The sequence below is a fragment of the Pseudomonas sp. IPO3749 genome (assembly GCF_013386605.1).
GTDB classification, from domain to species: domain Bacteria; phylum Pseudomonadota; class Gammaproteobacteria; order Pseudomonadales; family Pseudomonadaceae; genus Aquipseudomonas; species Aquipseudomonas azotoformans_A.
Genome location: NZ_JACARN010000010.1, coordinates 14,732 through 34,231 on the forward strand (window position 1 = coordinate 14,732; position 19,500 = coordinate 34,231).

Sequence of the window (19,500 nt, forward strand, 5' to 3'; positions counted from 1 at the left end):
ACCCCGCCAGGAAAAGGCGGGGTTCTCACGGGCCTCGATGAGTTGAGGCGTATCCGGACACTACCACAGCGTCACAAATAAACAAGACGACCTCAGGCGCGCGCCCTGCGCTGCTCGGCCTCGGCGCAGATCACGCGGCGCCGCGCATCGTCGGCAGAGCGCCATTCACGGATATCTTCCACGTGGCGAAAGCAGCCGAGGCAGACTTTTTGCTCGTCCAGGCGACACAAACTGATACAAGGTGACGGCACCGCCGGGCTGACATTACTGAACAGCGGCTTCGGCGGGCGGACAGGTGCAGGCTGGGTCACCATCAGATCTCGTCGAAATCCAGGTCGGCGCCAGTGTATTCACTGACCAGGCGCGCAAGCATTTCACTCAGCAGTTCTTCACTCTTGTCGCACTGCCATTTGCCGCTTTCTTCGTCGTAGTCGAAGTGCACACCACCGGAGCGCGCCGCCAGCCACAGCTGACGCAGCGGCTCCTGGCGGCTGAAGATCAGTTGTTGGCCGCTGTCGAACTTGACGGTCAGCACGCCGGCCGAGTTTTCCAGGTCCACGTCCAGGCCGCTGTCGTCGAAAATATCTTCCAGCGCCTGCTGGGTCGAATCCACCAGGTCGTGAAAACGGGCTTCGGTCAAACTCATTGTGGCAACCTCAAAAGTGTCTGGTTTTGCTCAAGCGCCGCACGATACGGGCGAGCCCCGCCGATTGCAAAGGATACCGATTTCAACACGATTGACGGTGTGAAAAATCCTCAAGCAGCGTAGTACGCTTCTCGGCTGTGTCGGCAAACCCCCGCCGGACGGGTATTCCAGCGCATAGGCAAGCTGGCGGGTGGTCGGTATACTCGGGCGCAATTAATGCATATTCAAGGATTTCGCCATGAAGCGCCTGATCTCTTCCCTTGCTGCGCTCGTCGCGGTCGCTTGCCTCGTTAGTGCCTGTGGTCAAAAAGGCCCGCTGTACCTGCCCGATGACAGCAAAGACCCGAATGAACAGGCGCAATCGTCGCAAAAGCCTTCCAAAGCGCATAAGCACGACACCTACGAATAAGGGAATCCCATGGACGCTTTTAACTACCGGGACGGCGAGCTGTTCGCGGAAGGCGTGGCGTTGTCCGCGATTGCCCAGCGCTTTGGCACCCCGACCTATGTGTATTCCCGTGCGCATATCGAAGCCCAGTACCGCTCGTTCACCGACGCCCTCGAGGGCGTGCCGCACCTGGTGTGCTACGCGGTCAAGGCCAACTCCAACCTCGGCGTACTGAATGTCCTGGCGCGATTGGGCGCTGGTTTTGACATCGTCTCCCGTGGCGAGCTGGAACGTGTACTGGCCGCTGGCGGCAAGGCTGACAAGATCGTGTTCTCAGGCGTCGGCAAGACCCGCGAAGACATGCGTCGCGCCCTGGAAGTTGGCGTGCATTGCTTCAACATCGAATCCACCGACGAGCTGGAGCGCCTGCAGGTCGTGGCCGCCGAGATGGGCGTTCGCGCGCCGATCTCCCTGCGCGTCAACCCGGACGTCGATGCCGGCACCCACCCGTACATTTCCACCGGTCTCAAAGAGAACAAGTTCGGCATCGCCATTGCCGACGCCGAGGACGTGTACATCCGCGCCGCGCAACTGCCGAACCTGGAAGTGCTGGGTGTCGACTGCCATATCGGCTCGCAACTGACCACGCTGCCGCCGTTTCTGGATGCGCTCGACCGCCTGCTGGCGTTGATCGACCGTCTCGGCGAATGCGGCATCTACCTGCACCACATCGACCTCGGTGGTGGCGTGGGCGTGCGTTATCGCGATGAAGAGCCGCCGCTGATTGCCGACTATATCCAGGCGGTGCGCGAGCGCATCGAAGGCCGTGACCTGACGCTGATGTTCGAGCCGGGCCGCTACATCGTCGCCAACGCCGGCGTGCTGCTGACCCAGGTCGAGTACCTCAAGCACACCGAGCACAAGGATTTCGCCATCGTCGATGCAGCGATGAACGACCTGATCCGCCCGGCGCTGTACCAGGCCTGGATGAATGTCACCGCCGTGACGCCTCGCGACAGCGAAGCGCGCGCCTACGACATCGTCGGCCCGATCTGCGAGACCGGCGACTTCCTGGCCAAGGATCGTCAGCTGGCCCTGGAAGAAGGCGATCTGCTGGCCGTGCATTCGGCCGGTGCCTACGGGTTTGTCATGAGTTCCAACTACAACACCCGCGGCCGTACCGCCGAGGTGCTGGTGGACGGTGATCAAGCGTTTGAAGTGCGTCGCCGCGAGACGGTAGCCGAGTTGTATGCTGGCGAAAGCCTGCTGCCGGAGTAAGCCATGCTGCTGCGTTTTACCAAGATGCACGGGCTGGGCAATGATTTCATGGTCCTCGACCTGGTCAGCCAGCACGCGCATATCCTGCCCAAGCACGCCAAACAGTGGGGCGACCGTCACACCGGCATTGGTTTCGACCAGTTGCTGATCGTCGAGGCGCCCAGCAACCCGGAGGTGGATTTCCGTTACCGGATCTTCAACTCCGACGGTTCCGAAGTGGAACAGTGCGGCAACGGTGCACGCTGCTTCGCCCGCTTTGTGCTGGACAAGCGCCTGACCGCCAAGCGCCAGATCCGCGTCGAGACCAAGAGCGGCGTGATCGAGCTGGATATCCGCAGTGACGGCCAGATCAGCGTCAACATGGGCGCGCCACGCCTGGTGCCGGCGGATATTCCGTTCCAGGCCACCGAGCAGGCCGTCAGCTATGCGCTGGACGTTGACGGCAAGACCGTCGACATCGCTGCAGTGTCCATGGGCAACCCCCACGCCGTGCTGCGGGTCAACGACATCAACAACGCACCCGTGCATGAACTGGGGCCGAAGATCGAACACCACCCGCGCTTTCCGGCACGGGTCAACGTGGGCTTCCTGCAGGTGATCGACCGTACCCGTGCGCAATTGCGCGTCTGGGAACGCGGCGCCGGCGAAACCCAGGCCTGCGGCACCGGTGCTTGCGCCGCTGCCGTGGCCGCGATCAGCCAGGGGTGGATGGATTCGCCGCTGCTGATCGACCTGCCCGGCGGACGCTTGTCCATCGAGTGGGCAGGCCCTGGCCACCCGGTGATGATGACCGGGCCGGCCTCGCGCGTATACGAAGGACAGGTCCGTCTATGAGTGAGCCAATCCAATGACCGATAAGCCTCAAGTACCCGCACAAGCATCCCCGAGCGAAAGTCTGGAGGCCGCTGCCGTCGCGGCGTACCTTGAGGCTAATCCGGATTTCTTCGTCGAGCACGAAGAACTGCTGCCGGCCCTGCGCATCCCCCACCAGCGCGGCGATACCGTGTCGCTGGTGGAGCGGCAGATGAAGATCCTGCGCGAGCGCAATATCGAGATGCGCCACAAGCTCTCGCACCTGATGGACGTCGCCCGCGACAACGACCGCCTGTTCGAGAAGACCCGTCGCCTGATCCTGACCCTGATGGACGCCACCAGCCTGGAAGAAACGGTGATTGCCGTGGAAGACAGCCTGCGCCAGGACTTCCAGGTGCCGTTCGTGAGCCTGATCCTGTTCAGCGACAACCCGATGCCGGTGGGTCGTTGGGTCAGCGGCAGCGACGCACACACCGCCATCGGCGGCCTGTTGTCCGAAGGCAAGACCATCAGCGGCACCTTGCGCGAGCATGAGCTGGACTTCCTGTTTGGTGCCGAACAGCGCAAGCAGATCGGCTCCACGGCAGTGGTCGCGCTCAGCCATCAAGGCCTGCACGGTGTGCTGGCCATCGCCAGCCGCGATCCCCAGCACTACAAGAGTTCAGTGGGCACCTTGTTCCTGACCTACATCGCCGAAGTCCTGGGCCGCGTCCTGCCGCGCTTCACCACCGCCCTGCGCGCGGTGCGCTAGCCATGGAACGGCAACTGGACGCTTACTGCGCTCACCTGCGCAACGAGCGCCAGGTGTCGCCCCATACCCTGGAAGCCTACCGGCGGGACCTGAACAAGGTCCTGGCCTACTGCGAGAAACAACAGATCAGCAACTGGAAGGCCCTGGATATCCAGAGCCTGCGCAGCCTGATCGCGCGCCTGCACCAGGCGGGCCAATCCTCACGCAGCCTGTCGCGCCTGCTCTCGGCGGTGCGCGGGCTCTATCACTATTTGAACCGCGAAGGCCTGTGCGATCACGACCCGGCCAATGGCCTGTCGCCGCCCAAAGGCGAACGGCGCCTGCCCAAGACCCTGGACACCGACCGCGCGTTGCAGTTGTTGGATGGCGCCGTCGAGGATGACTTCCTTGCCCATCGCGACCAGGCCATCCTTGAGCTGTTCTACTCCTCGGGCCTGCGCCTTTCAGAGCTGACCGGCCTGAACCTCGACCAACTGGACCTGGCGGACGGCCTGGTGCAAGTGCTCGGCAAAGGCAGCAAGACCCGCGTGCTGCCGGTGGGCCGCAAAGCCCGGGAAGCCCTGCTGTTGTGGCTGCCGCTGCGCCTTTTGACCAACCCGGCGGATGATGCAGTGTTTGTCAGCCAACAAGGCCGGCGCCTGGGGCCACGGGCGATTCAAGTGCGGGTCAAGGCCGCCGGCGAGCGCGAGCTGGGGCAGAACCTGCACCCACACATGCTGCGACACTCTTTTGCCAGCCACCTGCTGGAATCGTCCCAGGACCTGCGCGCGGTTCAAGAGCTGCTCGGCCACTCCGACATCAAGACCACGCAGATCTACACCCATCTGGATTTCCAACACCTGGCAACGGTGTACGACAGCGCCCATCCACGGGCCAAACGCATCAAGGGCGGCGACTCATGAGTATCAAGCTGATCACCTTCGACCTGGACGACACACTCTGGGACAACGTACCCGTCATCATCAGCGCCGAAGCGTCGATGCGCGAATGGCTGGCACTTAACGCCGCCAAAGTCGGCGACTTGCCGCTGGAGCACTTCGCCAATCTTCGCCAGCTGGTGCTGGAGCGCCATCCGGAGCTGAAACATCGGATCAGCATTTTGCGCCACCGGGTGTTGATGCATGCGTTTGAAGAGGCCGGTTATCCACAGCCCGAGGCTACGGAAATGGCGGATGTGTGCTTCGAAGCGTTCATTCACGCGCGGCACCAACTCACGCCCTTCCCTGAAGCGGAGCCCATGCTCCGGGCGTTGCGCCAGCACTTCCTGCTGGGCGTGATTACCAACGGTAACGCCGACGTGCAACGCGTGGGCCTGGCGGACTACTTCCACTTTGCCTTGCGCGCTGAAGACATCGGCATCGCCAAACCGGATGCGCGATTGTTTCAAGAAGCGTTGCAACGCGGTGGCGTGGACGCCAGTGCGGCGGTGCATATTGGCGATCATCCGGGGGATGACATTGCCGGAGCACAGCAGGCGGGGCTTCGGGCAGTGTGGTTCAACCCGACGGGTAAGGTGTGGGAAGCCGACAAGCGCCCGGATGCGGAGATTCGCAGCCTGGCCGAATTAGCGCCCTTGCTGGCTGGCTGGAAATAACACCCATGAAAAAGCCCGCAGCGACGGCGGGCTTTTTCTTACAAGCGGGTGCTAACCTCAGATAGGTCGGCTGCCGTACTTGTTATCCGGCTTCTTCGGTGGGTCTGCCACCACGTTGGCCTCGACTTCCTGCACTTTGCCGCCTTTAGCGAGGAACTCTTCCATCGCACGGGCCAGGGCATCGCGCTCTTTATTCTTGGCTTCAACGCTCGGCAACTCATCTACCGACACAGCAGCCTTGGCTTTGCCTTTGGCAGCCGGGGCAGGCGCATCATCACCACCGTCGTCGTCAGCAACGTCTTCCGCCGCCGCTTCAAGACCTTCTTCGGTGTCGTCTTCGTCACCTACTTCGAGTTCGTCGTTTTCCAGATCATCGTCGCTCATGTTCTACCTCATGACTTGCGAAAAGCAGATTAGTTATAGCCCAGCTTCATCCTCTGTCGAGGCTGCCGAGGAAAAATCAACATCCACCGGATAACCAGTGGCTTATGCCCCATCACCGTACAAGGTGGCGAGGACTTTACGAGCACCGCCATGATCACGGTGCTCGTCCAGATAAATACAGTTTTGCGCCCATCGGCGCGCATTCTAGCGCGCTCTGGGAAAAAACAAAGTGTCGAATACGCCTACATGCCTGTAAGACATTCGCACGCTGAAAAGTGCCGTGTGCATCCCATCACAAACACGGCGTAAAAACCGCTACACATTGGTATGACTGACAAACACCAGGCAAAAAAATGCCCGGCAAGCCGGGCATCTTTTTTTCGCGTACTTACAAGTTGTAGCCGCGTTCGTTGTGTTGCGCCAGGTCGAGGCCGACGGCCTCTTCCTCTTCGGTCACCCGCAGGCCCATGACCATATCCAGCACCTTGAGGATGATGTAGGTCACGATCGCGGTGTAGATCACCGTGAAGCCAACGCCTTTGCACTGGATCCAGACTTGCGCAGCGATGTCAGTCACTGTGCCGAAGCCGCCCAAGGCAGGGGCTGCGAACACACCGGTGAGGATCGCACCGACGATACCGCCGATACCGTGCACGCCGAAGGCGTCCAGGGAGTCGTCGTAGCCCAGTTTGCGTTTTAGGCTGGTGGCGCAGAAGAAGCAGATCACACCGGCAACCAGGCCGATCACCAGGGCGCCCATCGGGCCCACGGTGCCTGCGGCTGGGGTGATTGCAACCAGGCCGGCGACCACGCCGGAGGCAATGCCCAGTGCGCTTGGCTTACCGTGGGTGATCCACTCGGCGAACATCCAGCCCAGCGCCGCCGCAGCGGTAGCGATCTGTGTAACCAGCATCGCCATGCCGGCGGTGCCGTTGGCCGCAGCAGCGGAGCCGGCGTTGAAGCCGAACCAACCGATCCACAGCATCGCCGCGCCGATCAGGGTGTAACCCAGGTTGTGCGGGGCCATCGGGGTAGTCGGGAAGCCTTTACGCTTGCCGAGCACGATGCACGCCACCAGGCCAGCCACACCGGCGTTGATGTGCACCACGGTGCCGCCGGCGAAGTCCAGCACGCCCCAGTCCCACATCAGGCCACCGTTGCCGCTCCAGACCATGTGCGCGATCGGCGCGTAGACCAGGGTGAACCAGATCGCCATGAAGATCAGCATCGCGGAGAACTTCATACGCTCAGCGAAGGCACCGACGATCAGCGCCGGGGTGATGATGGCGAACGTCATCTGGAAGGTGATGAACACGGCTTCCGGGAACAGCGCCGCAGGGCCGGTGATGCTGGCCGGGGTCACGCCCGCCAGGAACGCCTTGCCCATGCCGCCGAAGAAGGAATTGAAGTTGACCACACCCTGTTCCATACCGGTGGTATCGAACGCGATGCTGTAGCCGTAGACGACCCAGAGGATGCTGATCAGGCCGGTGATCGCGAAGCACTGCATCATCACCGACAGAATATTCTTGGAGCGGACCATGCCGCCGTAGAACAGCGCCAGACCAGGGATGGTCATGAACAGCACCAAAGCGGTGGCGGTCAGCATCCAGGCGGTGTCGCCGGAATTGAGGACTGGAGCAGCCACTTCGTCTGCCGCCATGGCCAGGCTTGGCATTACGATGGACAACAGGGCTCCGAGCCCTGCGAATTTACGCAGAGTCATATTGTTTTCTCCTGGGGCGTTGGGGTTTGGCGGCTTAGATTGCGTCGGTATCGGTTTCGCCGGTACGGATGCGAATAGCCTGTTCCAGATTGACCACGAAGATCTTGCCGTCACCGATCTTGCCGGTGTTGGCGGCCTTGGTTATCGCCTCGATAACCCGGTCAAGATCCTTGTCGTCAATGGCGACATCAATCTTCACCTTCGGCAGGAAATCGACCACGTATTCCGCGCCGCGATACAGCTCGGTGTGACCCTTCTGCCGACCGAAGCCTTTGACCTCAGTAACGGTAATGCCCTGCACGCCGATCTCGGACAACGACTCGCGTACATCGTCCAACTTGAACGGCTTGATGATGGCAGTGACTAGCTTCATGAAAACTCTCTCCCGAATTGGTGGACTTGCCCCAGGAAAACAAACCCGTCTCAAGTCTAAGCGCAGTGCCTGGCTTTGTAACGCGTCGTCGCCTCGGCATTTGCCTTTGCGACGCCAGCGAACCACTGGTGACGAAACCTGTACCCCTGATCCGTCGGCGCACTGCATTCGTCACAGCGACTGCATCAGTGCATGGGTCATGATCGTCTAAGCAGAAACCTTGCCAGCTCCGTAAAAATCACTGAAATCAGTCCTTTGCCCACTTACGCCCACCTACGGGGCTTTTTGATTAAGGCAATGCGCACAAAAACAGTGCGTCGCCGCCCGACCCTCTGCGCGAAAAGCGTGCGCCCGCCGTCGTGAAAAAGACTATAGACGCTGCGTGATACACTGCCGGCCAACAGTTTTCCGGAATATTTCCCATGCTCGCGCCCAAAGACCTCCTCGACGCCCTGAGCGGCCACGCCTCTCGCCTGTTCAGCGGCGATACCCCATTGCCCCGCAATGAAATCGAAAGCCAATTCAAGGCATTGCTGCAAAGCGGTTTCAGCAAGCTCGACCTGGTGAGCCGTGAAGAGTTTGATAGCCAGATGGTCGTATTGGCTCGCACGCGTGCGCGCCTTGAGAGCCTGGAAGCGAAAGTCGCCGAACTGGAAGCCAAGCTCACGCCGCCTGCTGAATAAACGCGGTCAATGTGGGAGCTGGATACGTTCTGTAAAACCTCCCACCTTCGATAGCGTCACCCCTCGTCTACCCTTGAAAAAACCGCAGGAAGCGGTCCCTTTTTCAAGGAACGAGCATGTCCCTCGCCATCGTCTACAGCCGCGCCCAAATTGGCGTTGAAGCCCCTGCCGTCACCGTCGAAGTGCATATGGCCAATGGTCTGCCGTCCCTGACGCTGGTGGGTTTGCCGGAAACGGCGGTCAAGGAAAGCAAGGACCGGGTGCGCAGCGCCATCCTCAATTCCGCCCTGCAATACCCTGCTAACTAGCCGGTGATATGTCGTTTTGACCTGGCGATAGCCCTGGGAATCCTGGCGGCCAGCGTGCAGGTGCCGGCGTTGATGCTCGACGACGTGGAATGCCTGGGAGAATTGGCACTGTCCGGTGAAGTACGGGCAGTGAAGGGTGTGTTGCCGGCGGCCTTGGCGGCGCGCAAGGCCGGACGCACCGTGATAGTGCCGCGGGCGAATGCCGAGGAAGCCTGCCTGGCGTCGGGGTTGAAAGTGATCGCCGTGGACCATCTGCTCCAGGTGGTGGCGCACCTGAACGGGCATCAGCCAATCGAGCCTTACAAGTCAGACGGTTTGCTGTACCTGAACAAGCCTTATCCGGATTTGAGCGAAGTACAGGGCCAGCTCGCCGCCAAGCGCGCATTGCTGATCGCGGCGGCGGGGGCGCATAACCTGCTGTTCAGCGGCCCGCCCGGCACCGGCAAGACGTTGCTCGCCAGCCGCCTGCCGGGGTTGTTGCCACCGTTGAGTGAGCAGGAAGCACTGGAAGTGGCGGCGATTCAGTCGGTGGTCAGCCTGGCGCCACTGAGCCATTGGCCGCACCGACCGTTTCGCCAGCCGCATCATTCGGCATCAGGTCCTGCGTTGGTGGGCGGCGGCTCGAAACCACAGCCCGGCGAAATCACCCTCGCCCATCACGGAGTATTGTTCCTGGATGAATTGCCGGAGTTCGACCGCAAGGTACTGGAGGTGCTGCGCGAACCACTGGAGTCAGGACATATCGTGATTTCCCGCGCCCGTGACCGGGTGAGTTTCCCGGCCCGCTTTCAACTGGTGGCCGCCATGAACCCCTGCCCGTGTGGTTATTTGGGCGAACCCAGCGGGCGCTGTCGCTGTACACCGGAGCAGATCCAGCGCTATCGCAACAAACTCTCCGGACCCTTGATGGACCGGATCGACCTGCACCTGACGGTCGCGCGGGAAACCACGGCGCTGAACCCAACCCAACAGGTCGGCGATAACACAGCAACGGCCTCGGCCGAGGTTGCCGAGGCCCGCGAGCGCCAGTTACGGCGTCAGGGTTGTGCGAATGCCTTCCTGGACCTGCCTGGGCTGCGCAAGCACTGCAAGCTGGCGAAGGTCGATGAGGGCTGGCTGGAAACCGCCTGCGAGCGACTGACCCTGTCCCTGCGCGCCGCCCATCGCCTGCTCAAGGTAGCGCGCACCTTGGCGGACCTGGAGCAGGTGCCTGACATCACCCGCGAGCATCTGAAGGAGGCCCTGCAATATCGCCCGGCCTCCATCACCTGAGCCTCAGCGGAAGCGATCCACCTCATGCCGCAAGCCCGCCGCCAGCGTCTCCAACTCCTTGGCAGTAATCGCCAGGTTCGACACCACTTCACGCTGCTCGCTGTTGGCCAGCGCAATACTCTGCAGGTTGCTGCTGAGCAAGGTCGCGGTGCTGCTCTGCTCCTGGGTGGCAGTGGTAATCGCCGCGAACTGCTGGCCGGCCGAGCGGCTTTGCTCGTCGATACGCGCAAGGGCCGACGCCACGTCGGCGTTGCGCGACAGGCCTTCCTGCATCAACACGTTGCCGCGCTCCATGGTGCTGATGGCGTTGCCGGTTTCCTGCTGGATGCTTTGGATCATCCCGGAGATTTCGTCAGTAGCCTCTCGGGTACGCGACGCCAGGTTGCGCACCTCGTCGGCGACCACGGCAAAGCCACGGCCTTGCTCACCCGCGCGCGCAGCTTCGATGGCAGCATTGAGCGCCAGCAGGTTGGTCTGTTCGGCAATCGAAGTGATCACGCCGACGATCCCGCCGATTTCCTGGGAGCGCTGGCCGAGGGTGTTGATCACCGTGGCCGTGCTGTTCAGGGCAGTGGCGATGTGTTCCAGGGACGACGACGCCTCTTGCATCGAGTTGCGCCCGATACGGGTTTGCTGGGCGTTTTCCTGGGCGAGACGTTCGGTGCTGCCCATGTTGTCGGCGATGTTCAGCGAGGTAGCGCTGAACTCTTCCACGGCGCCGGCCATGCTGGTGATCTCGCCGGACTGCTGCTCCATGCCTTCATACGCACCACCGGACAACCCGGACAACGCCTGGGCGCGGCTGTTGACCTCTTCGGCCGCCTTGCGGATATGCGAAACCATGGTCGACAGCGCTTCACCCATCTGGTTGAAGCTGCGCGCCAACTGGCCGATTTCGTCATGGCTGGACACATTCAAGCGTGCGCTCAAGTCCCCCGCGCCCAAGGCCTCGGCCTGGCGCACCAGGTCGCCCAACGGCGCCAACTTGCTGCGCAGCAGCCACACGGTTGCACCGACTGCCAGCAGCATGGCCAAGACGCTGCCGATTACCAGGCGGATGCCGACGTCCCAGGTCACCGAGCGAATCTCGGCCTTGGGCATGCTCGCGACTACTGCCCACGGCCCGCCTTCGAAGGGCACCGAGACGCTGTAGAAATCTTCGTTCTTGTCCGCCCAGAAGCGGCCCGCACCCGGCGTCTTGGCCAGGTCCAGCATCACTGGGATCGCCTGGTCCAGCGCCTGCACGCCAGCCGGCGGCACCAGCCAACGCTTCTGTTCATCGAGCAAGGCCAGGGAGCCGGTCTGGCCGATGCGGAAGCGCTTGAGGTTCTCGAACTGGGCGTTCTGGGCGTCGGTGTAGTCAAAACCGATGAACAGCACGGCGATGACCTGGCCGCTGCTGTCACGCACCGGGCTGTACTGGGTCATGTAGGAGCGGTCGAACAACACCGCCCGGCCGATGTAGGTCTGGCCGCTGAGCACGCGCTGATAGGCTGGCCCCTGACGATCCAGCACCGTACCGATGGCACGGTTGCCGTCCTGCTTGGTCAAGGAGGTGCTGATACGGATGAAATCTTCGCCGCTGCGCACAAACACCGTGGCCACGCCGCCGGACATCTGCTTGAACTCATCCACTTCATCGAAGTTGTTGTTCAGCACTTCATTGCCCAGGGACAGGCTTGGGGTCTGTACCCCGGCCACGGTCACTGGCTGGTCGGCATGCACACTCAAGCCCGCGCCGAAGCGCTTTTCAAACAGCCCGCTCAAACGCTGGGTACTTTCGCGCAAGGTGCTGTGGAAGGTATTGAGTTGGTCGGCGAGCAAGCGCGCCTCACTGGCCAAGTGTTCCTCACGGGTGGCGAGGTTGGCGGAGTCGAGAGAACGCAAGGCAAACACTGTACTGCCGCTGATGACGACAGCCAAAATCAGGGCTAACGCGAGGCCTAACTGAGAGGCGATCCGGGCGCGAGGTTGAGACATGACAGCTCCTGGCCGAGGCCAGGATCATCCTGATCTCATAGCGCTGCTCGGCAAATTATCTAGTGGGTAGCGTTGGTGCACGATGGTTCCAACACACCTACTTCGGCGGGCCGAGGCAATACTTGAGCGAATCACAGGGGTATCACGCAAACGATTGCACGAACGGTCTATCGCCGCTCAATCAAGGCGTTCGACCTGGGGCAACTCCATGGCCTTGACCTCTGCCTGCAGAAACTCCGCCAGGCGCCGCAACCGCTCGCCACCGGGGCGGGTTTTCGGCCACACCAAATAGTAATTTTCACGACTGGCCACGGCCGTTGGCCAGGGTAGGCTGAGCCGCCCCTGGGCCACGTCTTCGGCCACCATCAGCAAGTCGCCCATGGAGACGCCGTAACCTCGCGCGGCGGCGATCATGCCCAGTTCGAGTGTGTCGAACACCTGGCCGCCCTTGAGCGACACCTGGGATGACAAGCCCATGCGCTCCAGCCAATTGCGCCAATCACGACGGTCGGGCGTGGGGTGCAGCAATTCGGCGGTGGCCAGCCGCTCGGCATCCCAGGGCCCATCTTCCAGCAGATTTGGCGCGCCGACCGGGATCAGCAATTCCGGGAACAGATAACTGGCTTCCCAATCCGCCGGAAAATGCCCGTAGCTCAGCAGCACCGCGCAATCGAACGGCTCCTGGTTGAAGTCCACCTCGTCCACGCTCATCCAGGCGCTGGTCAGTTGCACCTCATTGCCCGGCTGCAACGCGCGGAAGCGGCTGAGTCGCGCCAACAGCCAACGCATAGTCAGGGTCGACGGCGCCTTCATGCGCAGGATGTCGTCTTCGGCATTCAAGGTATGGCACGCACGCTCCAGCGCGGCGAAACCTTCGCGCACACCGGGTAATAACAGGCGCGCCGCTTCGGTGAGTTGCAAGGTGCGGCCACTGCGCTGGAACAGCCGGCAGGCGAAGTGTTCTTCAAGCGTGCGGATATGTCGGCTCACCGCACTTTGCGTAATCGACAACTCCTCCGCCGCGCGGGTAAACGAGTTGTGTCGAGAGGCGGCTTCAAATGCTCGCAAGGCATACAGCGGAGGAAGGCGACGAGTCATCAGTAAATTCCTACAGAGCAGTACCGCACCCTACCAGATCGTCTGGCATGAGTTTAAGTCATGCACATCATCGCTTTAATCCTTTTGTGTAATGAATGGAGAGCGCCGAGAATCAACCCTTCCCCAACCCTCCGACTATTCGAGTGTGATGATCATGCAGCATCCGGCACGTACCGAACTCTGGGCCATTCTGCGGCTGTCAGGGCCGTTGATTGCCTCACAGTTGGCGCACATGCTGATGGTGTTGACCGACACCTTGATGATGGCGCGCCTGAGCCCCGAAGCCCTGGCTGGCGGCGGCCTGGGCGCGGCAAGCTATTCGTTCGTGTCGATTTTCTGCATTGGCGTGATTGCCGCTGTAGGCACGCTTGTCGCCATCCGCCATGGCGCCGGCGATATCGAAGGCGCCACCCGGCTGACCCAGGCAGGGCTTTGGCTGGCTTGGCTGATGGCCTTGGCGGCCGGCTTGCTGCTGTGGAACCTCAAGCCACTGCTGCTGATGTTCGGCCAGACTGAAACCAACGTGCAGTCGGCCGGGCAATTCCTGACGATCCTGCCGTTCGCCCTGCCCGGCTACTTGAGCTTCATGGCCCTGCGCGGCTTTACCAGCGCCATCGGCAAAGCCACTCCGGTGATGGTCATCAGCGTCAGCGGCACAGTACTGAATTACCTGCTCAACCACGCGCTGATCGAAGGCATGTTCGGCCTGCCCAAGCTCGGCCTGATGGGCATTGGCCTGGTCACCGCCATCGTCGCCAACGGGATGGCGCTGACGCTGATGTGGTACATCCGCAGCAACCGCACCTATGCGGCTTACCCATTGAGCAATGGCCTGCTGCGCCTGAACACCCAGTACCTGCGCGAGTTGTGGCGCCTGGGCCTGCCGATTGGGGGCACCTACGCGGTGGAGGTCGGGTTGTTTGCCTTTGCAGCGCTGTGCATGGGCACCATGGGCAGCACGCAGTTGGCGGCGCACCAGATTGCGCTGCAGATTGTGTCGGTGGCGTTCATGGTGCCGGCGGGGATGTCCTACGCGGTGACCATGCGCATCGGCCAGCATTACGGTGCAGGGCAGTTGCTGCAGGCACGCCTGGCCGGGCGTGTCGGCATAGGATTTGGCGCAACGGTAATGTTGGGATTTGCCGCCGTGCTGTGGCTTTATTCCGACCCATTGATCGGACTGCTTATCGACCACAACGACCCCGCGTTCCACGACGTGATCGTCCTGGCCGTCAGCCTGCTGGCAGTGGCCGCCTGGTTCGAGCTGTTCGACGGCGTTCAAACCATCGCCATGGGCTGCATTCGTGGGCTCAAGGACGCCAAGACCACCTTCCTGATCGGCGCGGGCTGCTATTGGTTGATTGGCGCACCGTCGGCGTGGTTGATGGCCTTCACCCTGGGCTGGGGACCGACCGGCGTGTGGTGGGGCTTGGCACTGGGCCTGGCGTGTGCGGCGGTCAGCCTGACCTGGGCGTTCGAAGCGAAGATGAAGCGGATGATTCGGCAGGAAGGCGCCGAGCCCGAAACCCGTGGTGGGTTCCAGGCTGCACAGCCCGATTAAAGCCCTTCGCCCACGCGGGCTTGCTGGCCGTTGCCGAAGGTCAGGTACTCCACCAACTCCGGTAACGGCAGCGGCTTGCTGATCAGGTATCCCTGGGCCTGGTCGCAGCCAAACAACCTCAACAACGCCAGCTGCTCCGGCGTTTCCACACCTTCAGCCACCACTTCGAGGTTGAGGTTGTGCGCCAGATTGATCATGGCGTGCACCAGCTTGCGGTTCTCTTCACGCTCTTCCATGCCGCCAACAAAGCTCTTGTCGATCTTCAACAAGGCAATCGGCAGGCTGTTGAGGTGCACGAACGACGAAAAGCCGGTGCCAAAATCATCCAGGGAAAACCGCACGCCCAGGCGGCCGAGGGCGTCCATGGTCTGCTTGACCAGGTCGCTGCGGCGCATCACGGCGGTTTCGGTGAGTTCGAACTCCAGCCACTGCGCCTCAACGCCCCGCTCGGCAATCAGCCGGCTGAGGGTGGAAAGCAACTGGCTGTCCTGGAACTGGCGGAACGACAGGTTGACCGCCATGTGCAGCGGCGGCAGGCCGCGTTCACGCAGCTCCTGCATGTCGCGCAGGGCACGGGAGATGACCCAGTAGCCTAACGGCACGATCAGGCCGCTTTGCTCGGCCAGGGGCACAAACTCACTCGGCGGCAACAGGCCGCGCTCGCCATGTCGCCAGCGCACCAGGGCTTCAAGGCCGACGATATGCCCGTCGTCCAGGTCCAGGCGCGGTTGATAATGCAGCTCCAGTTCGTCACGCCGCAAGGCGCGGCGCAGCTCGCTTTCCAGGTCGGCCAGGCTGCGCGCGTTGCGGTTGATACGTTCGTTGAAGATATGAAAGGTGCAGCCTTGGGTGCTCTTGGCCTGTTGCATGGCGATATGCGCGTGCCACATCAGTGGGTCGGCCCCGGCACGGGCGCGAGCATGGGCCACGCCCAGGCTGCAGCCGATCAGCAGGCTTTCGCCATCCACCCAATAGGGTTCGGCCATGACTTCGGTGATGCGCTCGGCCATCCACTCGGCACGCTGCGGCGCACGGCGGGTGTCGATCAACAAGGCGAATTCGTCACTGCCCAGGCGCGCCAACTGGTCCCCGACCTCAAGCTGGCTTTTGAGCCGCGAGACCACTTGCAGGATCAACCGGTCGCCGGCCTGGTGGCCGAGGGCGTCGTTGGCGTGGCGAAAGTTGTCGAGGTCCAGATGACCAAGGGCCAGGCCACGGCCTTCGTTCTCGGCCAGTCGGGCGGCCAACAGGGTCTGAAAACCCTGGCGGTTGGCGATGCCGGTGAGCGGGTCCTGTTCAGCCAGGCGTTGCAGGGTGTTTTCCAGCACACCGCGTTCGCGGACATGGCGCAGGCAGCGGCGCACTGTATCGGCGTCCAATACATCACGCACCAGCCAATCGCTGACGCCAAGTGGCGACACCAATGGTTCCTGCTCCAGCAGCAATACGCACGGCAAGCTGCAACGGCCAGGGCCGGGTTGCAGGCTGGGCGTGGTCAACAGCACGGCATTGTGATCGTCATCGAACAGACGGCTCACGGACTCCCAGTTTGGCGCGCTGATCAGCACAGCCCCATCGCCCATCGGCGCCAGGCACTCGCGCAACAACGCTGCCCACGCGGGCTCATCGGCCAGCAGCAGCAAACGCAAGGGTTCGACAGGCGTAGACAAGCTAGCTCCCTAGACTCTGCAAGATTTCGTTGGCGGCAGGCATTATGACCCGAGGCCCGATAATCACCAATGATAGGGGTTATCAAACACGCGAACTGTAAACAATAGTCCCAAACTGCCCCGACATCCTGCGGCAAAGTATCAAAACCGGCAAATTTAGATCGAGTGGTACGTCACATTGTCGTTCTGACAGAGCAGAATCCTGCGAGCCTGTTAAAATGCCCGCCCTTTTGAACAACGACTCCCTGAACTCTGTATGTCCCGACTCAATCCCCGGCAGCAAGAAGCCGTGAACTACGTCGGCGGCCCTCTATTGGTGCTCGCCGGTGCAGGCTCCGGCAAGACCAGCGTGATCACCCGCAAGATCGCGCACCTGATCCAGCAGTGCGGCATCCGCGCCCAGTACATCGTCGCCATGACGTTTACCAACAAGGCGGCGCGGGAAATGAAAGAGCGCGTCGGCACCCTGCTCAAGGGTGGCGAAGGCCGCGGCCTCACCGTGTGCACCTTCCACAACCTGGGTCTGAACATCATCCGCAAGGAGCATGTACGCCTTGGCTACAAGCCCGGCTTCTCGATCTTCGACGAAACCGACGTGAAGTCGCTGATGACCGACATCATGCAAAAGGAATACGCAGGCGACGACGGCGTGGACGAGATCAAGAACATGATCGGCGCCTGGAAAAACGACCTGATCCTGCCCGCCCAAGCCCTTGAAAACGCACGCAACCCCAAGGAACAGACCGCCGCCATCGTCTACACCCACTACCAACGCACGCTCAAGGCGTTCAACGCGGTGGACTTCGACGACCTGATCCTGCTGCCGGTGAAGCTGTTCGAAGAACACGCCGACATCCTCGAAAAATGGCAGAACAAGGTGCGCTACCTGCTGGTGGACGAATACCAGGACACCAACGCCAGCCAGTACCTGCTGGTGAAAATGCTGATCGGCAAGCGCAACCAGTTCACTGTGGTAGGCGACGACGACCAGTCGATCTACGCCTGGCGCGGCGCCCGTCCGGAAAACCTGATGCTGCTCAAGGACGATTACCCGTCCCTGAAAGTGGTGATGCTGGAGCAGAACTACCGCTCCACCAGCCGCATCCTGCGCTGCGCCAACGTGTTGATCTCGAACAACCCCCACGAGTTTGAAAAACAGCTGTGGAGTGAAATGGGCCACGGCGACGAGATCCGCGTGATCCGCTGCCGCAACGAAGACGCCGAAGCCGAGCGCGTGGCCGTGGAAATCCTCAGCCTGCACTTGCGCACCGACCGGCCCTACAGCGATTTCGCGATCCTCTATCGCGGCAACTACCAGGCCAAGCTGATCGAACTGAAATTGCAGCACCACCAGGTGCCGTATCGCCTGTCGGGTGGCAACAGCTTTTTCGGACGCCAGGAAGTGAAAGACCTGATGGCGTACTTCCGCCTGATCGTGAACCCGGACGACGACAACGCCTTTTTGCGTGTGATCAACGTGCCGCGCCGCGAAATCGGTTCCACCACCCTGGAAAAGCTCGGCAACTACGCCACCGAGCGCAAGATCTCGATGTACGCAGCCACCGATGAAATCGGCCTGGGCGAACACCTGGACTCACGCTTCACCGATCGCCTGTCACGCTTCAAGCGCTTCATGGACAAGGTGCGCGAGCAGTGCGCCGGCGAAGATCCGATCAGCGCCCTGCGCAGCATGGTCATGGACATCGACTACGAGAACTGGCTGCGCACCAACAGTTCCAGCGACAAGGCGGCGGATTACCGCATGAGCAACGTCTGGTTCCTGATCGAAGCGCTGAAGAACACACTGGAAAAAGACGAAGACGGCGAAATGACCGTCGAAGACGCCATCGGCAAGCTGGTGCTGCGCGACATGCTTGAGCGCCAGCAGGAAGAGGAAGACGGCGCCGAAGGCGTGCAGATGATGACCTTGCATGCGTCCAAGGGCCTGGAATTCCCCTACGTGTTCATCATGGGCATGGAAGAGGAAATCCTCCCGCACCGCTCCAGTATCGAAGCCGACACCATCGAAGAAGAACGCCGCTTGGCCTACGTGGGAATTACCCGCGCGCGTCAGACGCTGGCCTTCACCTTTGCCGCCAAGCGCAAGCAATACGGCGAAATCATCGATTGTGCCCCCAGCCGGTTCCTGGATGAACTGCCGCCGGACGACCTGGCCTGGGAAGGCAATGACGACACCCCGACCGAGGTGAAGGCCGTTCGCGGCAACACCGCCTTGGCGGATATACGCGCGATGTTAAAGCGCTAGAATCGACTACTTTTTAATCTACTTTCGGCGCACACCGCGCCATTAGAGGAAGCTTTCCGTGGAAGCACTGCACAAGAAAATTCGCGAAGAAGGCATCGTGCTTTCCGATCAGGTACTCAAGGTCGACGCCTTTCTGAACCACCAGATCGACCCGGCACTGATGAAACTGATCGGCGACGAATTCGCCGCACTGTTCAAGGATTCGGGCATCACCAAGATCGTCACCATCGAAGCCTCCGGCATCGCCCCGGCGATCATGACCGGCCTGAACCTGGGCGTACCGGTGATCTTCGCACGCAAGCAGCAATCCCTGACCCTCACGGAAAACCTGCTGTCGGCGACCGTGTACTCCTTCACCAAGAAGGTCGAGAGCACCGTGGCGATCTCCCCGCGCCACCTGACCAGCAGCGATCGTGTACTGGTTATCGATGACTTTTTGGCCAACGGCAAGGCGTCCCAGGCGCTGATCTCGATCATCAAGCAGGCTGGCGCGACTGTTGCCGGTTTGGGGATCGTGATCGAGAAGTCGTTCCAGGGTGGTCGTGCCGAGTTGGATGCGCAGGGTTATCGCGTTGAGTCGCTGGCGCGGGTCAAGTCGTTGGAAGGCGGCGTTGTGACCTTCATCGAATAATCACGCCCGACAGGATTTTTGTAGTGAGCGAGCTTGCCTCGCGCGGGGCAAGCCCGCTCACCACAAAAACCCGGCGCT

At 61.5% G+C, this 19,500-nt stretch carries 18 protein-coding genes and 2 pseudogenes; 11 read left to right on the forward strand and 9 right to left on the reverse strand.

Annotation, left to right across the window (positions count from 1 at the left end; translation table 11 throughout):
• Positions 1 to 92: 92 nt before the first annotated feature.
• Together HX812_RS03975 and cyaY are read right to left on the reverse strand one after the other, a co-directional pair.
• The gene (locus tag HX812_RS03975) at positions 93 to 311 is read right to left on the reverse strand and encodes a DUF1289 domain-containing protein (RefSeq protein WP_016975872.1); all 219 of its coding nucleotides are present in this window, start codon (positions 309 to 311) and stop codon (positions 93 to 95) included.
• A 2-nt stretch (positions 312 to 313) separates the two neighbouring features.
• The gene (gene cyaY / locus HX812_RS03980) at positions 314 to 646 is read right to left on the reverse strand and encodes an iron donor protein CyaY (protein ID WP_033897501.1); all 333 of its coding nucleotides are present in this window, start codon (positions 644 to 646) and stop codon (positions 314 to 316) included.
• Between the two features lie 238 nt (positions 647 to 884).
• On the opposite strand from cyaY, the gene HX812_RS03985 reads away from it, so the two are divergent.
• Genes HX812_RS03985 through HX812_RS04010 form a run of 6 tightly spaced genes read left to right on the forward strand, consistent with a single transcriptional unit; the run spans position 885 to position 5,470 of the window.
• Positions 885 to 1,055 (forward strand): lipoprotein, encoded by a 171-nt coding sequence (locus HX812_RS03985; RefSeq protein WP_010207449.1) that lies wholly within the window; start codon positions 885 to 887, stop codon positions 1,053 to 1,055.
• Positions 1,056 to 1,064: 9 nt separating this feature from the next.
• Positions 1,065 to 2,312, forward strand: a complete 1,248-nt coding sequence (gene lysA, locus HX812_RS03990) for a diaminopimelate decarboxylase (RefSeq protein WP_038843552.1) — start codon at positions 1,065 to 1,067, stop codon at positions 2,310 to 2,312.
• A gap of 3 nt (positions 2,313 to 2,315) precedes the next feature.
• Complete coding sequence (gene dapF / locus HX812_RS03995; RefSeq protein WP_038843551.1) at positions 2,316 to 3,146, forward strand: diaminopimelate epimerase; 831 nt, start codon at positions 2,316 to 2,318, stop codon at positions 3,144 to 3,146.
• A 13-nt stretch (positions 3,147 to 3,159) separates the two neighbouring features.
• Positions 3,160 to 3,876, forward strand: coding sequence for a DUF484 family protein (locus HX812_RS04000; protein WP_033897498.1), 717 nt, complete (start codon positions 3,160 to 3,162; stop codon positions 3,874 to 3,876).
• 2 nt (positions 3,877 to 3,878) lie between these two features.
• Positions 3,879 to 4,778 (forward strand): tyrosine recombinase XerC, encoded by a 900-nt coding sequence (xerC, locus tag HX812_RS04005; protein WP_038843549.1) that lies wholly within the window; start codon positions 3,879 to 3,881, stop codon positions 4,776 to 4,778.
• Positions 4,775 to 5,470, forward strand: a complete 696-nt coding sequence (locus HX812_RS04010; RefSeq protein WP_038843548.1) for an HAD family hydrolase — start codon at positions 4,775 to 4,777, stop codon at positions 5,468 to 5,470. Before xerC ends, HX812_RS04010 begins: the two co-directional genes overlap by 4 nt.
• 57 nt (positions 5,471 to 5,527) lie before the next feature.
• On the opposite strand, the gene sutA is transcribed toward HX812_RS04010, so the two are convergent.
• The 4 genes and pseudogenes from sutA to glnK form a co-directional block, all read right to left on the reverse strand.
• Positions 5,528 to 5,854, reverse strand: a complete 327-nt coding sequence (gene sutA, locus HX812_RS04015) for a transcriptional regulator SutA (RefSeq protein WP_016975879.1) — start codon at positions 5,852 to 5,854, stop codon at positions 5,528 to 5,530.
• A gap of 102 nt (positions 5,855 to 5,956) precedes the next feature.
• Positions 5,957 to 6,031, reverse strand: a pseudogene (locus HX812_RS04020) (YjbQ family protein); the annotation flags it as partial.
• Between the two features lie 211 nt (positions 6,032 to 6,242).
• Entirely contained in the window at positions 6,243 to 7,580 is a 1,338-nt protein-coding gene (locus HX812_RS04025; protein ID WP_016975881.1) for an ammonium transporter, read from the reverse strand.
• 34 nt (positions 7,581 to 7,614) lie between these two features.
• Positions 7,615 to 7,953 carry a P-II family nitrogen regulator gene (gene glnK, locus HX812_RS04030; protein WP_002555808.1) on the reverse strand — a complete coding sequence of 113 codons (339 nt, stop codon included), beginning with the start codon at positions 7,951 to 7,953 and terminating at the stop codon, positions 7,615 to 7,617.
• 422 nt (positions 7,954 to 8,375) lie between these two features.
• On the opposite strand from glnK, the gene HX812_RS04035 reads away from it, so the two are divergent.
• On the forward strand, positions 8,376 to 8,636 hold the full coding sequence (locus HX812_RS04035; RefSeq protein ID WP_038843546.1) for an accessory factor UbiK family protein: 261 nt from the start codon (positions 8,376 to 8,378) through the stop codon (positions 8,634 to 8,636).
• 116 nt (positions 8,637 to 8,752) lie between these two features.
• A pseudogene (locus tag HX812_RS04040) lies at positions 8,753 to 10,216 on the forward strand (YifB family Mg chelatase-like AAA ATPase).
• Between the two features lie 3 nt (positions 10,217 to 10,219).
• Here the strand turns inward: HX812_RS04040 and HX812_RS04045 are convergent.
• Together HX812_RS04045 and HX812_RS04050 are read right to left on the reverse strand one after the other, a co-directional pair.
• Complete coding sequence (locus HX812_RS04045; RefSeq protein ID WP_038843542.1) at positions 10,220 to 12,196, reverse strand: methyl-accepting chemotaxis protein; 1,977 nt, start codon at positions 12,194 to 12,196, stop codon at positions 10,220 to 10,222.
• Positions 12,197 to 12,373: 177 nt separating this feature from the next.
• A complete protein-coding gene (locus HX812_RS04050; protein ID WP_033901962.1) occupies positions 12,374 to 13,294 on the reverse strand; it encodes a LysR substrate-binding domain-containing protein in 921 nt (306 codons plus the stop codon).
• A 148-nt stretch (positions 13,295 to 13,442) separates the two neighbouring features.
• On the opposite strand from HX812_RS04050, the gene HX812_RS04055 reads away from it, so the two are divergent.
• On the forward strand, positions 13,443 to 14,855 hold the full coding sequence (locus HX812_RS04055; RefSeq protein WP_038843539.1) for a NorM family multidrug efflux MATE transporter: 1,413 nt from the start codon (positions 13,443 to 13,445) through the stop codon (positions 14,853 to 14,855).
• On the opposite strand, the gene HX812_RS04060 is transcribed toward HX812_RS04055, so the two are convergent.
• On the reverse strand, positions 14,852 to 16,525 hold the full coding sequence (locus HX812_RS04060; RefSeq protein WP_177128194.1) for a bifunctional diguanylate cyclase/phosphodiesterase: 1,674 nt from the start codon (positions 16,523 to 16,525) through the stop codon (positions 14,852 to 14,854). The genes HX812_RS04055 and HX812_RS04060 overlap by 4 nt on opposite strands.
• Before the next feature lie 256 nt (positions 16,526 to 16,781).
• Here HX812_RS04060 and rep point away from each other — a divergent pair, with 256 nt between their 5' ends.
• On the forward strand, positions 16,782 to 18,791 hold the full coding sequence (rep, locus tag HX812_RS04065) for a DNA helicase Rep (RefSeq protein ID WP_016975907.1): 2,010 nt from the start codon (positions 16,782 to 16,784) through the stop codon (positions 18,789 to 18,791).
• A gap of 58 nt (positions 18,792 to 18,849) precedes the next feature.
• Positions 18,850 to 19,422 carry a xanthine phosphoribosyltransferase gene (locus HX812_RS04070; RefSeq protein ID WP_025856334.1) on the forward strand — a complete coding sequence of 191 codons (573 nt, stop codon included), beginning with the start codon at positions 18,850 to 18,852 and terminating at the stop codon, positions 19,420 to 19,422.
• Positions 19,423 to 19,500: the final 78 nt, after the last annotated feature.

Coding starts and splice junctions, on each gene's coding strand:
- cyaY (WP_033897501.1), bottom strand. CDS start 646: ATGAGTTTGACCGAAGCCCGTTTTCACGACCTGGTGGATTCGACCCAG.
- HX812_RS03985 (WP_010207449.1), top strand. CDS start 885: ATGAAGCGCCTGATCTCTTCCCTTGCTGCGCTCGTCGCGGTCGCTTGC.
- lysA (WP_038843552.1), top strand. CDS start 1,065: ATGGACGCTTTTAACTACCGGGACGGCGAGCTGTTCGCGGAAGGCGTG.
- dapF (WP_038843551.1), top strand. CDS start 2,316: ATGCTGCTGCGTTTTACCAAGATGCACGGGCTGGGCAATGATTTCATG.
- HX812_RS04000 (WP_033897498.1), top strand. CDS start 3,160: ATGACCGATAAGCCTCAAGTACCCGCACAAGCATCCCCGAGCGAAAGT.
- xerC (WP_038843549.1), top strand. CDS start 3,879: ATGGAACGGCAACTGGACGCTTACTGCGCTCACCTGCGCAACGAGCGC.
- HX812_RS04010 (WP_038843548.1), top strand. CDS start 4,775: ATGAGTATCAAGCTGATCACCTTCGACCTGGACGACACACTCTGGGAC.
- sutA (WP_016975879.1), bottom strand. CDS start 5,854: ATGAGCGACGATGATCTGGAAAACGACGAACTCGAAGTAGGTGACGAA.
- HX812_RS04025 (WP_016975881.1), bottom strand. CDS start 7,580: ATGACTCTGCGTAAATTCGCAGGGCTCGGAGCCCTGTTGTCCATCGTA.
- glnK (WP_002555808.1), bottom strand. CDS start 7,953: ATGAAGCTAGTCACTGCCATCATCAAGCCGTTCAAGTTGGACGATGTA.
- HX812_RS04035 (WP_038843546.1), top strand. CDS start 8,376: ATGCTCGCGCCCAAAGACCTCCTCGACGCCCTGAGCGGCCACGCCTCT.
- HX812_RS04045 (WP_038843542.1), bottom strand. CDS start 12,196: ATGTCTCAACCTCGCGCCCGGATCGCCTCTCAGTTAGGCCTCGCGTTA.
- HX812_RS04050 (WP_033901962.1), bottom strand. CDS start 13,294: ATGACTCGTCGCCTTCCTCCGCTGTATGCCTTGCGAGCATTTGAAGCC.
- HX812_RS04055 (WP_038843539.1), top strand. CDS start 13,443: ATGATCATGCAGCATCCGGCACGTACCGAACTCTGGGCCATTCTGCGG.
- rep (WP_016975907.1), top strand. CDS start 16,782: ATGTCCCGACTCAATCCCCGGCAGCAAGAAGCCGTGAACTACGTCGGC.